Source organism: Paramesorhizobium deserti (genome assembly GCF_001558695.1).
GTDB lineage: Bacteria > Pseudomonadota > Alphaproteobacteria > Rhizobiales > Rhizobiaceae > Paramesorhizobium > Paramesorhizobium deserti.
This window is the reverse complement of sequence record NZ_LNTU01000023.1, coordinates 584,546-597,440: the sequence shown is the minus strand read 5'-3', so window position 1 is coordinate 597,440 and position 12,895 is coordinate 584,546. Positions and strand designations below refer to the sequence as shown.

Genomic DNA, 12,895 nt, shown 5'->3' with positions numbered 1-12,895 from the left:
CAATCCTGCTACTCATAAGATGCAAGCGAGATTCCGGGATGGCAATCCCTGCGGGCTCGATGGATACTGCTCTTCTTTTGAAACATGCACCGGATTTTCATCATGCATTATTTCAAGCCATTCCTCGCAGCCCTGTTTCTTACCTCCGGGATGACGCAGGCACCGGCAGCCAGTCAGTTCGAGCAGTTGCGGGACCGGTTGCTCGCCGGGCATCCGACGATGTCCATCGTCGATCTAAACCAATGCAAGCAGCAGGCCGGGAAAACGACCGGCGCGGCCAAACCAATTGGCGGCCTGCTCATTCGTAACTTCATGATCACGCCGGCGCCAAATCCCAAAATCGCTTATGCCAACCAGCACCTTACGGTGATGGCTGATGGTCTGCCCATTCTTGAACTCATTCAGTATCGGATCATGCCGGACGACAGAGCGATCATTACGGCGCACAGACTCTCTCCGGAGAACTATAAGCCGCTGTCCGATCCACGGGTCTTTGAATGCCCGCTAGGCACCGGCCTTCATTTTGAGCCGGAAACGGGCGTCATTCCCATGATTAAATGATTGAATGGTGGGCGCGACAGGGATTGAACCTGTGACCCCTCCCGTGTGAAGGGAGTGCTCTCCCGCTGAGCTACGCGCCCGTCCGAAGCCAAGTGGCTGGAAGGTGCGGCGGATATACGTGGGACGGCATGGTCAGTCAAGCGCTGCCTGTCGCACATTTCTCAAGATGAGCGGAACATCACAGGGATTTCGCGGGAACTCTTCCTGTCGCGACCCGTTCTTTCTCGAAAAGAGAGGTCCGCATGACGAAAACAGTCAAAAGCGAGAAGGCGAAGCAGGGAAGATGGGGCACCTCCATCCTCGCCGTTCTGGTCGTTTCCCTGTTGCTGGCATTCATTATATGGGGAATTCTCGAAATCTACGGTCAGATGATCGCGCCGTCCTGATCAGACAGTGCGGGTAGGCTTGCCGTCGAAGTGAACCATGTAACCGGCGGCGATCGCATGCCTTGCGATCAGGATTTCCAGCTCGTCATCGCAAAGCGCGCATTCCGGGAATTTTCGGCGGATATACCCCATGGCCCGGACAAGCGAAACCGGCTGTCGTCTCGTGGGAATTCCGAAAAACAGATAGGTGCGGATTGCAATCGTCAGATCGTATGACGGCGGGTTCCACGATGGATTCCCCGGAACTGCCGCTGGAGCTAGTTCTTGGTCGACATGCATGTCTTCCCTCCCGGAAAATTAGGCTTCATCGATGGCCCTATGGGCAATGCGATCACCGGTCGTGAAGCGCGGATATGAGAGTGAAGTGCGCGGCCGGTGATGCGATGGGCGACTGTCGATAACAAGGCACATTTTGATGGCGCAAATTTGGCCATCGCCCTGCCGGAATATTCACCTCGCCGCGCCAAAATGCTTCAATTTTAGGCGATTATCACCCAGATCGCTCTAAATGGTCGATCGCGCTTGCTTTTTCCGCCGAACGCGCTTGAATGACATCAACAAAATAAAAAAAGGGGACATGAGTGAAGCCATTCGATGAAATGCTTGCTGAAGGTGACGGCGTCCGGCCGCCCTACAAAATTCTGAAAAAATGGCTCGAAACGCAAAATCCTGACAAACTGACGCAGAAGACGGTCGATGCCGAACATGTCTTCCGCAAGACCGGCATCACCTTCGCCGTCTATGGCGATGATCAGGCCGCCGAACGCCTGATCCCGTTCGACATCATCCCGCGCATCATCTCCGGCCGGGAGTGGCGGCGCCTGTCGCAGGGCATCGAACAGCGCGTCATGGCGCTCAACGCCTTTCTCGACGACATTTATCACCGCCAGGAGATCGTGCGCGCCGGGCGTATCCCGAAAGAGCTGATCGCCCATAACGAGGCCTTCGTACCGGAGATGATCGGTTTCCGCCCGCCCGGCAATGTCTATACCCATATCATCGGCGTCGACATCGTGCGCACGGCGGAAAACCAGTTCTACGTGCTGGAGGACAACGCCCGCACGCCATCGGGTGTCTCCTATATGCTGGAGAACCGGGAAACCATGATGCAGCTCTTCCCCGAGCTGTTCCAGCATGTGAAGGTCTGCCCGGTCGAGACCTATCCGCAATTGCTGCGCCAGTCCCTTTCCGCCGTCGCGCCGGCTGCTGCCCGGGGCGCGCCGACGATAGCGGTGCTGACCCCCGGCATCTACAATTCCGCCTATTTCGAACACGCCTTTCTTGCCGACCAGATGGGCGTGGAACTGGTCGAGGGAAGCGATCTGCGCGTCGTCGACGGCAGGGTCGCCATGCGCACGACGGAAGGCTTCCGTCCGATCGACGTGCTCTACCGCCGGGTCGACGACGCCTATCTCGATCCCCTCACCTTCCGCCCGGACTCCACCCTCGGCGTCGCCGGCATCATGGATGTCTACCGCGCCGGCAATATCACCATCGCCAATGCGCCCGGCACCGGCATTGCCGACGACAAGGCGATCTATTCCTATATGCCGGAGATCGTCGAATTCTATACCGGCCGCAAGGCGATCCTCGAAAACGTGCCCACCTGGCGTTGCTCGGAGAAGGACAGCCTCGCCTATGTTCTCGAGCACCTGGAGGAACTCGTGGTGAAGGAGGTTCACGGCTCGGGCGGCTATGGCATGCTCGTCGGCCCCGCCGCGTCCAAGAAGGAGCGCGAGGCCTTCTCTGAAAAGCTCAAAAGCCGGCCGAACAACTACATCGCCCAGCCAACGCTGGCGCTCTCGACCACACCCATCCTCACCGAAAAGGGGCTCGCGCCACGCCATGTCGATCTCCGCCCCTTCGTCCTCGTCTCCGACCGCATCCGCATCACGCCCGGCGGGCTGACCCGCGTCGCCCTCAAAGAAGGCTCGCTGGTGGTGAATTCCAGTCAGGGCGGGGGGACGAAGGATACGTGGGTGTTGGATGATTAAGAGGGGAATAGGGAGTAGGGAATAGTGAGTAGGGGGATTGAGAAAGAAGCTGTCCGGTCGACAGTAAACTCGTATAAGGATTTGCACGTTTGGAAGGCGGCCATCGAGCTTGCCGTAGATTGCTACTCCGCGACAAAGACCTTTCCGACCAGTGAGACGTATGGGATGACCTCGCAACTGCGAAGGTCTTCACCGTCTATCGCCGCCAATATCGCAGAGGGCTACGGACGAGAACATAGAGGCTCATACCTTCAATTCCTTCGAATAGCCCAGGGGTCACTGAAAGAAGTCGAAACGCATCTGATCCTCTGCGGAAGAGTGGGCTTGATGGTTGATACCGTCGTCACACGATTGCTTGTCCAAGCAGATGACCTTGGAAGGATGCTGCGCGCATTGATCCGTAGCCTGCAACAAAGGGCCTGATATGATTGTTTTTCTCCCCTACTCCCTATTCCCTACTCCCTACTCCCCTGAGGCCTTCTGATGCTCCTCGGACGCACCGCAAACGGCCTCTACTGGATGCACCGCTATATCGAGCGGGCCGAAAACATGGCCCGCATCGTCGATGCGGGACTACGAATGGCGCTGACCAAGACCTCTGACGCCCCGGAGGAATGGTCCTCCGTCGTCGTCAGCGCCGGTGCCGCAACCGGCTTCGCGGCCAAGCACCGGACCTATACCGCCGCCACCGTCTCCGATTTCCTCCTGCGTGACACGGACAACCCCTCCAGCGTCATGTCATGCATCGAGGCGGCGCGCTCCAATGCGCGTATGGTGCGCACGGCGCTCACCCGCGAAGCCTGGGAGAGCGTCAACGAAGCCTGGATGGTGCTGAAGAAATCGCTCTGCCGCCCCGTGCCGGAAAGCGACCTGCCGCCGGTTCTCGACCAGATCAAGCGCGAGACGGCGCTGATCCGCGGTGCGTTCCACGGCACGATGCTGAGGAATGAGATCTTCGATTTTGCCCGCATCGGCACCTTCATCGAGCGTGCCGACAACACCGCCCGCATCCTCGACGTCAAATATTACGTGCTTCTGCCCGCCATCTCCTATGTCGGGACGACACTCGACAATTATCAATGGGAATCGATCCTGCGCTCGGTTTCCGCCCATCGCTCCTATCGCTGGGTCTATGACGGCGATTACAAGCCGGCCCACATCGCCGATTATCTCATTCTCAACGGGCGCATGCCGCGCTCGCTGCATTTTTGCTACCGCAATATCGTCGATAATCTCGGCTATCTCGCCGCCGATTACGGCGCGCGCCACGCAGCCCAGGAAACGGCGGAGATGACCCACGAAACGTTGAAAGACAAGAACATCAGCGGGATTTTCGAGACGGGTCTGCACGAATTCCTGTCCGATTTCATCGTCAAGAACAATCGTCTCGGCACGGAAATCGCCGAAGCCTATAATTTCGATTAGCATTTTGCAGCCGGATGAAGTCCGGCGTCGCATAAATGCGACAAAATAACGAGCCTTTCATGCTGCTGACGATCCGCCACATCTCGCGCTATCACTATGATTTCCCCGTGCCCTACGCCGTGCAACGGCTGCGGCTGCGGCCGCAGACGGTGAACGGCCAGAAGGTGCTCGACTGGCAGGTGAGCGTGGACGGCGCCGATCCCGAGGTTTCCTATACCGACGGCTTCGGCAACAAGGTCGATCTTGTTCGCCACGCCCGCAGCGCCCATGACATCGTCATTATCGCGGCCGGACAGGTCGAGACCGAGGACCGGGCCGGCGTTCTGGGCGAGACAGGCGGTTTCGCGCCGCTCTGGCTGTTCTTGCGCCCCACCCCCCTCACCGAGCCGGGCGAAGCCCTGCGGGCCATGGTGACCGATATTCCCGCCGAGGACGACAGGCTGTCCCTCCTGCATACGCTGATGGGCGCCATCCACCGGCAGGTGGCCTATGTCCCCGGCGCGACCCATGTGGGAACCGATGCCGAAAGCGCGCTGAAGAACGGCGAGGGCGTTTGCCAGGATCACGCCCATATCTTCATTTCCGCCGCCCGCCTTCTCGATATTCCGGCGCGCTATGTCTCGGGCTATCTGATGATGGACGGCGTCACGGAGCAGACGGCAAGCCACGCCTGGGCGGAAGCGTATGTGCCGGGTTTGGGCTGGGTGGGTTTCGATGCCGCCAACTGCGTCTGCCCAGGCGAGCGCTATGTCCGCATCGCCAGCGGCCTCGACTATCGTGACGCGGCGCCGATTTCCGGCGTGCGCTTCGGCAATGCCGCCGAGAGGCTTGCGGTCGAAATCAATGTAGAGCAGTAATATCGGCGGCTTGGGCTGTCCCGGTTCCGATGGAATCGGCGAACCGCTGCAACGCCTCGTGTTTTGCGCAAGCGCGGCTTGTCGAAAAGGATTTGGAACTGCGAAATGACGTATTGCGTCGGTTTAAAGATGGATCGCGGCCTGGTCTTCATGTCCGATACAAGGACCAATGCCGGTCTCGACAACATCTCGACCTTCACCAAGATGCACACATGGTCGAAGACCGGCGACCGCGTGATCGTGTTGTTGTCGGCTGGCAATCTCGCCACCACACAGGGCGTCGTGAGCCTCATCGAGGAACGTTCGAAAGCGCCGGATGAGCGTCACCCTTCGGTTTTCGGAACACCGTCGATGTTCCAGACGGCAAGGCTGATCGGCGAAACCGTCAAGGAAGTCATCCGTGAGGCCGCACCGAGCGGCCAGAATGCCGATTCCTTCTCCGCCTCCTTCATCCTGGGCGGGCAGATCAAGGGCGGCGAGCCCCGCCTCTTCTATATCTACCCCGAAGGCAATTTCATCGAATCTTCGGCCGATACCCCCTTCTTCCAGATCGGCGAACACAAATACGGCAAGCCGATCCTCGTGCGCGCCTATAACCCGGCGATGACCTTCGAGGACGCCGTGAAGCTTCTCTTCGTGTCCTTTGATTCGACGCTGAAATCCAACCTTTCAGTCGGTCTGCCGCTCGATATGCAGCTCTATGAGGCAGATTCGCTGAAACTGGGCATCCACAAGCGCGTCGAGCGCACCGACCCCTATTACACGGCTATTTCCGACGGCTGGTCGGAAGCGCTCAAACTCGCCTTCCAAAGCCTGCCGTCGTTCAGTGAGTAGTGAGATAGAAATTTCTACTCACTATCTCACTTAGCTATTCGCCAGTCGTGACTGACGCGTCTTCTCCATCGCCTTGGCGAGATGGGCATCACGCTCATAAACATCGTCATAGTAGCGAATCTTGCCGGTCGAGGCGTCCGGCCAGGCGGTGAAATAGGCGATATAGACGGGGATCTGCTCCGGCACTTTCACGCCGCGCTCGTTCTTGCCGAAATATTTATTGAGGCTCTCCACCGGCACGTCGAGCACGGCGGCGGCCATGTCGCGCGGGCGTTCCAGGCGGATGCAGCCATGGCTCAGCGCCCGCATGTCCCGCTTGAAATAGGATTTGGCCGGCGTATCGTGCATGTAGATGTCATGGCTGTTGGGGAAGAGGATCTTCAATTCGCCCAGCGCATTGTCGAGGCTCGGGGTCTGGCGGATGCCGACACCGCCGCCGCCCGCTGCTACCCGCGACCAGTTGACCGAGCTCGCAGGCACCCGCTTGCCCCCGCTATAGACCTCGTAGCCGTTGCGTTCGAGATAGCCGGGATCGCGCAGGATGCGCGGCATCATCTCATTCAGGACTATGGAGCGCGGCACGCCCCAGGATGGGTTGAACACCACCGTCTGGATCTTGTTGTAGAAGAAATAGGTCTGATGCTGCGGTGAGCCGACCACGACGTTCATCGCCAGCTTCTCCTGCCCGTCCGCGAAATATTGCGCCCGGTAGGCAGGCTGGTTGACGAAGACATAGCGTTTGCCGAAATCGTGCGGCAGCCAGCGCAAACGCTCCATCGCATAAAGGATGCGGTCGCGCTTCACCGCCACGGATTCGCCCTGCAGCGTCGCGATCGTGTTGCGGCCGATCACCCCGTCAGGCGCCTTGCCCGCCTGCTTCTGGTAATCCTTGATCGCCGCCACCAGCGCCGCGTCATAGACGGTGGCTCCCTCATGCTCGGCTAGAACCGCCTCATGCTTTGCCAGATAATCGGCGGGCGCCTTCTTCAGGATCAGCGCCACCACATTGGCGATCTCCGGATTGTCGTCTCCGGGGCGGATCAGCGTGCCGGGCGCAATGCGCACCTGCACCTCGTTTTCCCTATCTTCCAGATCGGCGAGGCTCTTCTTCAGGTCCGCGTACCATTTGTTCTGCGGCTGGAACGAGGCGAGATAGGCGGCCGGATCGTCCGCCACGACCAGTTTCTCCAGCACATCACGGATGTTCACCCGGTTTCTCGGCAGATCATGCATCTCGCTCAGCCGGTCGGCGATGATACGCCCCTCGCCCGCGTCGACGGCATAGCGCAAGGCCCGCGCCGTAAGCGCGACCTCGAATTCGGCCAGCTTCTGCAGGCGCGCCTGCTTGTCCGCCTCATCGAAACCATCCGCCGGGATGATGACGGCGTATTCTTCCGGATCAAGGCCTTCTTCGCCCGCCCTGGCGAAGAACGCGGCCACATCCTTTGCCTTCGGTTCGACCTCCAGGTCCTTCGACCAGAGGAACTTCTGATGTGTGGAATAGAAATCGACGACCGCATCGGCGATTTTCTTTTCGGCGCGCACATCGGTCGTTTTCAGATGCTCGATTGCCTCGGCGAAAACGCTCTCCCCGCCCGAAGGCTCCACCTTCGTCGGCAGGGGCGGCATGCCGGATGTGATCGCATCGATGTCCGACCGGTCTGCATCCTCGGTGGCCGCCGTCATCTGCATGTCGAACTTGGTGAAATCGATCCGGACCAGCGCTTCGGGCTTATAGTCATAGACCTGCGGCCCCTTCACGGTGATCCGTTTGATGGGGGCTGCCGGCTGACTGGCGCTGGCCCGCGGCTGCACCGGAGGAGCGGCGCGCGGCGTCCGAACCGCGGCTGCCGGCCTTGATGGCTGGGCGGGTTCGGCGGGTGGCTGGCTTTGGACCTGGTTTCTCTGTCGGAAGAGTTCCAGAAGCGTACTGGCGGCGAGCGCGTCGGTTGTCGTCAACGCCGTCGAAACGGCAAGCACGACGCCGGTAGCCGCTGCAGCCAGAGCTTTGTTTCTGGAAGGAAAATGCATGATGTCCGCCCGTTGAGTTTTGTCGTGACTGACGGCGATCGCTGAACGTGATTCCGTCGGAAACCCCACCTTTGCGAAAGGGTCGTATAGATTCTTTTAACGGGAAAGCTTTCTTTGCCGGCCGGCGCCCGCTCCCCTTCACATTCGCTTGAGGCGTGACCTTTCTGCATCTCCTCTGGAATGAGCGCGGCGCGATCTGCCGCAGTGGATTTCACCGGTTGGCGCGGATAAAAGCCCCTGCAAGGAGCCGCCCGCAGGGGCAGATTACAAAACGGGGTAATGCAAATGGCTGACGCGATCGCCGCCGATCTCTTTCCTCTGGGCCCGGACGAAACACCCTGGCGCAAGCTCACCGACGACCATGTCTCGGTTGACAGCTTCAAGGGGCAGGAAATCCTCAGCGTCGATGCGGAAGGGTTGCGGCTTCTCTCAGAGACGGCCTTTGCCGATATCAACCATCTCCTGAGCCCCGGGCACCTCCAGCAGCTTGCAAAAATCCTCGAAGACCCGGAGGCGACCGACAATGACCGCTTCGTCGCCTACGATCTCCTGAAGAACGCAAACATCGCCGCTGGCGGCATCCTGCCCATGTGCCAGGACACCGGCACGGCGATCATCATGGGCAAGAAGGGCCGTCGCGTGTGGACCGAAGGCGGCGACGCGGAAGCGTTGGGCGCCGGCGTACTCGATGCCTATGAGAAGAAGAACCTGCGCTATTCGCAACTGGCCCCGCTCTCGATGTTCGAGGAAAAGAACACGAAGAACAATCTGCCGGCACAGATCGACATCTATGAGGAAGGCGAGGACGCATACAAATTCCTCTTCGTGGCCAAAGGTGGCGGCTCGGCCAACAAGACCTTCCTTTACCAGGGCACGCCATCGCTTCTCAGCCACGATCGGATGATCGACTTCCTGAAGGAGAAGATCCTGACGCTCGGCACCGCCGCCTGCCCGCCTTACCATCTGGCCGTGGTGATCGGCGGCACGTCGGCCGAGATGAATCTGAAGACGGTCAAGCTCGCCTCGACGCGCTATCTCGACAACCTTCCCACAAAGGGCTCGGAAAACGGCCATGCCTTCCGCGACCTGGAGATGGAAGCCGAAATCCACAAGCTGACGCAGTCGCTGGGCGTCGGTGCGCAGTTCGGCGGCAAATATTTCTGCCATGACGTGCGCGTCATCCGCCTGCCCCGTCATGGCGCCTCGCTGCCGATCGGCCTCGGCGTCTCCTGCTCGGCAGACCGCCAGGCCAAGGGAAAAATCACCAAGGACGGCATTTTCCTGGAACAACTCGAGACCAATCCGGCAAAGTACATGCCCGATATCGACGAGGAAAAGCTTTCCTCGCACGTCGTAAAGATCGATCTGAACCAGCCGATGAGCGCGATTCTGAGCGAACTCTCGAAACACCCCGTAAAGACGAGGCTTTCGCTCTCCGGCCCGATCATCGTCGCCCGCGATCTGGCACATGCGAAGATCCGCGAGCGGCTGGAACGCGGCGAGCCGATGCCGGACTATTTCAAGAACCACCCGATCTATTATGCCGGCCCGGCCAAAACGCCGGCGGGCTACGCCTCCGGCTCCTTCGGCCCGACGACGGCGGGCCGCATGGATTCCTATGTCGACCAGTTCCAATCCTTCGGCGGTTCAATGGTGATGCTCGCAAAGGGCAACCGCTCGCGCCAGGTGCGCGAGGCCTGCGGGCGGCACGGTGGGTTCTATCTCGGCTCCATCGGCGGTCCCGCCGCGCGTCTCGCGCAGGACTGCATCAGACAAGTCGAAGTGGTCGAATATACCGAACTCGGCATGGAGGCGATCTGGCGCATCGAAGTCGAAGACTTCCCCGCCTTCACCGTCATCGACGACAAGGGCAATGATTTCTTCAAGGAATTGAATCTGGGGTGAGGTTATCGGGCGTTCTGGTTCCCCGGTTTGCTTCAGTAGATCAACGGAAATACTAGCGGGACAGCGCGCCCCTCTGTCCTGCCAGCATATCCGATTTGAAAGGCTACGCCGCCGCCACCGCCTCATCCCCCGCCACGAACCGCGCCACCCGCGCGGCCACCTCCGGACTGGCGATGATTCGCCAGTGACCGAGCCCGTCCGCCCAGTGGAGCGTGATGTGCGACCCTGCCTTGGCCTTTGCTTCCGCCGATTTCGCCGGCACCTCCTTGTCGTCACGGGCGTGGATCACCAGCGCGGGGATTTTCAGATACCGCAGGTGCTGGTCCGTATCGAAAGCGGAGAGTGGCTGGCATGCGATCCGCAGCACTTCGTCATCCATGGCGTTGCGCACCTCCGGCCGCAGCCCGACCATCCTGCCGAAACCGTCGAAGACCTCGGTCATCGAGTGCGGCGCGGCGATGGTGACGAGCCTTTCCGGCTTGCGCGCCCGGTAGCAGGGAACAGCCCCTGCCGCCACATTGACGATGACGGCGCCGCCGAAGGAATGGCCGATCATGGCGTGAAAAGGCCCATATTGCCGCCAGGCGGCATCCACCGCCGCGATCGCCTGCACCATGTTGAGCGCCCTGCCCGGCGAGGCGCCATGCCCCGGCAAATCGATGGAGACGACCCGCTCGCCCGCCTTGAGCAGCGCATCGATGATGGCGAGCATGTCGGCCGTGCGCGAGCCCCAGCCATGAACGACAAGGGAAGTCCTCGCCGAGGGCGTGGGTTTGTCAGGCTCGAAAAGATGAGACGTGAACAGGCCCCGGTCGATTGCCAGGTCCAGACGCCGCGCCTTGCGCATCTTGGCCTCGGCGCGTGCCAGCTTTTCCGCATGGGACTTGGTTTTCGGCTTGCGATCCGGCGTGCGGCAGAAAAGCCTGAAGGCGGCGCGGCCTGCTTGCTTTGGCGCGACCCGGCCATAGATATCGAAACCGAGACGGGTGACCTGGAAGACGAAGGGTGTCATAGTCGAAATCCCCTGAAGCAAGTCCAGGAAAAGTGCGAAGCGGTTTTCCCGGGAAAAACAGGAACCGTTTTCCCAGCGGACTTGTGCCGAAAAAAATGTTCAACTATGAACAATATTGTACAAGAATGAACAAAAAGCAAGACGTACCGAAACCGCTTCCCTGGGACAATCCGCGCTTCAAGAACTGGGTCGCGATGATGCGTGCCGAAAAGGCAGTGGGGCGCGCACTGAGCCGTGCGCTCGCGCCCCTCGATCTCAAGATCGCGCAGCTCGACGCCATGATCAATCTCTACCGCCATCCCGGCCAGTCGCAGCACGACCTCGCCCGCCGGCTGCTGGTCGGACGCTCCAACATCACCATGCTCCTGCCGCAACTCGAGACGCAGGGGCTTCTGCGGCGCGAGGGCGACCGCAAGGACAAGCGCGTGATGCGCCTCTACCTGACCGACGAGGGCGAGAAGAAACTGATGCAGGCGCTTGAGGTCTATACCGCACTGATCGACCGCGTGCTGAACCAGTCCACCCCCGAGCAATGCGACATGATGGGCGACATGATGCGCCGCATCACCGAAATGCTGAAGGAGGACTAGGTCGTTCTACCGAAAAACGAGCGGTTTTCCGTTTGAAGCGTTCCGGGATGGATCCTCGCCACTCCACCAGCACTCAGACCCAAGGCCATTGCTATTTAAACGGCCACGACACTATCAAGACAGCCGCTAATGGCGCCTACCACATCGTCGCCTTGGCCCGCTCCAGCCAAGCCGCGTCGTAAGCTTCGCCGTCGAAACCGGTGCTGGCGCGCTTCAGCATCTGGCCTGGAGTCGGCAAACTCTTGGGATCGACATGCTTTTCCGCGTTCCACAGCTCCGAGCGATGGATTGCTCGCGCGCACTGGAAATAGACCGCTTCGACATCGATGATCATCACGGATCGCGCTGCCTTTCCTTCCACGGCAAAGGAAGCGCACAATTCCGGATCGACCGAGACCGAGGCGCGGCCGTTGAGGCGCAGCGTGGTGCCTGAGCCGGGCACGAGAAAGAGCAGGCCGGCCCTGCCGTCGCGGATGATGTTCTTCAATGAATCGGCGCGATTGTTGCCGTGCCGGTCCGGCATCATCAAAGTGCGCTCATCATGGATGCGGACGAAGCCTGCGAGATCGCCGCGCGGCGAGCAGTCCAGCCCCTCCGGCCCTGATGTCGCCAAGGCGACGAAGGGCGAAGCCTCTATGAAAGCCGCGTATTCGGGGATGATATGGTCTAACTCCTTAACGAGCGATGTCTCGCCCGGCTTGCCGTAGAGCGCTTCGAGTTCCTCAACCGTCCTGATGATCGTCATATCCATCCCTCACCGCTCGCGACTGAGCCCTTTTTCCGCCAATTCATCGAGATAGGCCTGCCAGCGGTTTTCTTTTTCGCGGCCGAGTTCCCTGAGATAGGTCCAGCTGAAAAGCCCGGTATCGTGCATGTCGTCGAACGTGATGCGGACGGCATAATTGCCGACCGGTTCCATCTTCAGGATGGCCACATTGATCTTGCCGGGCACCGTCACCCGCTGTTCCGGCGAGTGGCCCTGCACTTCCGCCGATGGCGACAACACGCGCAGCATCTCGGCGGCAAGCGCATAGACCTCGCCATTGTCGAAACTGATCGTCAGTGTCCTGCGATCAGGCGAAACACGCAATTCCCTGGGCCAGACTTCGGCCATGACGCTCTCCTGCTTCCCACCCGGCAATTTTCCCTGTGATAGGCGGAATGAGCCCGGGCAGCAAGCCGTTCCCCACGGCCTCTTGACCGGCTTGTGACTGGACACATCCCGGCCGGCATCTTATCTCTGTTCAAGGAGGAGCAATTCTTGGACGAGACGACAGTGAATCATCCGGCAGATCAGAAT

Annotated in this window: 14 protein-coding genes and 1 tRNA gene; 9 read left to right on the top strand and 6 right to left on the bottom strand. The window is 60.1% G+C overall.

Features of this window, described 5'->3' with window-relative positions; translation table 11 throughout:
* Positions 1–102 precede the first annotated feature (102 nt).
* Positions 103–561 carry a VirK family protein gene (locus ATN84_RS15730; protein ID WP_161939580.1) on the top strand — a complete coding sequence of 153 codons (459 nt, stop codon included), beginning with the start codon at positions 103–105 and terminating at the stop codon, positions 559–561.
* Positions 562–566: 5 nt separating this feature from the next.
* Here the strand turns inward: ATN84_RS15730 and ATN84_RS15725 are convergent.
* Positions 567–641 (bottom strand) — tRNA-Val (locus tag ATN84_RS15725).
* Positions 642–803: 162 nt separating this feature from the next.
* Here ATN84_RS15725 and ATN84_RS27510 point away from each other — a divergent pair.
* Positions 804–947, top strand: a complete 144-nt coding sequence (locus ATN84_RS27510; RefSeq protein ID WP_201026384.1) for a hypothetical protein — start codon at positions 804–806, stop codon at positions 945–947.
* On the opposite strand, the gene ATN84_RS15720 is transcribed toward ATN84_RS27510, so the two are convergent.
* Positions 948–1,226, bottom strand: coding sequence for a hypothetical protein (locus ATN84_RS15720; RefSeq protein ID WP_068882560.1), 279 nt, complete (start codon positions 1,224–1,226; stop codon positions 948–950).
* Positions 1,227–1,528: 302 nt separating this feature from the next.
* Here ATN84_RS15720 and ATN84_RS15715 point away from each other — a divergent pair, with 302 nt between their 5' ends.
* The 5 genes from ATN84_RS15715 to ATN84_RS15695 all read left to right on the top strand — a co-directional run bounded on the left by ATN84_RS15715 (position 1,529) and on the right by ATN84_RS15695 (position 6,057).
* Positions 1,529–2,941: a circularly permuted type 2 ATP-grasp protein gene (locus ATN84_RS15715; RefSeq protein WP_068882559.1), complete on the top strand. Its 1,413-nt coding sequence runs from the start codon at positions 1,529–1,531 to the stop codon at positions 2,939–2,941.
* A gap of 81 nt (positions 2,942–3,022) precedes the next feature.
* Positions 3,023–3,364 (top strand): four helix bundle protein, encoded by a 342-nt coding sequence (locus ATN84_RS15710; protein ID WP_244491110.1) that lies wholly within the window; start codon positions 3,023–3,025, stop codon positions 3,362–3,364.
* Positions 3,365–3,424: 60 nt separating this feature from the next.
* On the top strand, positions 3,425–4,366 hold the full coding sequence (locus ATN84_RS15705) for an alpha-E domain-containing protein (protein ID WP_068882558.1): 942 nt from the start codon (positions 3,425–3,427) through the stop codon (positions 4,364–4,366).
* A 59-nt stretch (positions 4,367–4,425) separates the two neighbouring features.
* Positions 4,426–5,223, top strand: coding sequence for a transglutaminase family protein (locus tag ATN84_RS15700; RefSeq protein ID WP_068882705.1), 798 nt, complete (start codon positions 4,426–4,428; stop codon positions 5,221–5,223).
* A 105-nt stretch (positions 5,224–5,328) separates the two neighbouring features.
* Positions 5,329–6,057: a proteasome-type protease gene (locus tag ATN84_RS15695; RefSeq protein WP_068882557.1), complete on the top strand. Its 729-nt coding sequence runs from the start codon at positions 5,329–5,331 to the stop codon at positions 6,055–6,057.
* 30 nt (positions 6,058–6,087) lie between these two features.
* Here the strand turns inward: ATN84_RS15695 and ATN84_RS15690 are convergent, their stop codons facing one another.
* Positions 6,088–8,088 (bottom strand): L,D-transpeptidase scaffold domain-containing protein, encoded by a 2,001-nt coding sequence (locus ATN84_RS15690; protein ID WP_068882556.1) that lies wholly within the window; start codon positions 8,086–8,088, stop codon positions 6,088–6,090.
* Between the two features lie 285 nt (positions 8,089–8,373).
* Between ATN84_RS15690 and ATN84_RS15685 the strand changes: the two genes are divergently transcribed.
* Positions 8,374–9,993 (top strand): fumarate hydratase, encoded by a 1,620-nt coding sequence (locus ATN84_RS15685; protein WP_201026383.1) that lies wholly within the window; start codon positions 8,374–8,376, stop codon positions 9,991–9,993.
* Between the two features lie 103 nt (positions 9,994–10,096).
* On the opposite strand, the gene ATN84_RS15680 is transcribed toward ATN84_RS15685, so the two are convergent.
* On the bottom strand, positions 10,097–11,005 hold the full coding sequence (locus tag ATN84_RS15680) for an alpha/beta fold hydrolase (RefSeq protein ID WP_068882555.1): 909 nt from the start codon (positions 11,003–11,005) through the stop codon (positions 10,097–10,099).
* 125 nt (positions 11,006–11,130) lie between these two features.
* Between ATN84_RS15680 and ATN84_RS15675 the strand changes: the two genes are divergently transcribed.
* A complete protein-coding gene (locus ATN84_RS15675) occupies positions 11,131–11,595 on the top strand; it encodes a MarR family winged helix-turn-helix transcriptional regulator (protein ID WP_068882554.1) in 465 nt (154 codons plus the stop codon).
* A gap of 136 nt (positions 11,596–11,731) precedes the next feature.
* Here the strand turns inward: ATN84_RS15675 and ATN84_RS15670 are convergent, their stop codons facing one another.
* Entirely contained in the window at positions 11,732–12,340 is a 609-nt protein-coding gene (locus ATN84_RS15670) for a pyridoxamine 5'-phosphate oxidase family protein (protein ID WP_068882703.1), read from the bottom strand.
* A 9-nt stretch (positions 12,341–12,349) separates the two neighbouring features.
* Positions 12,350–12,709, bottom strand: coding sequence for a gamma-butyrobetaine hydroxylase family protein (locus ATN84_RS15665; protein ID WP_068882553.1), 360 nt, complete (start codon positions 12,707–12,709; stop codon positions 12,350–12,352).
* Positions 12,710–12,895: the final 186 nt, after the last annotated feature.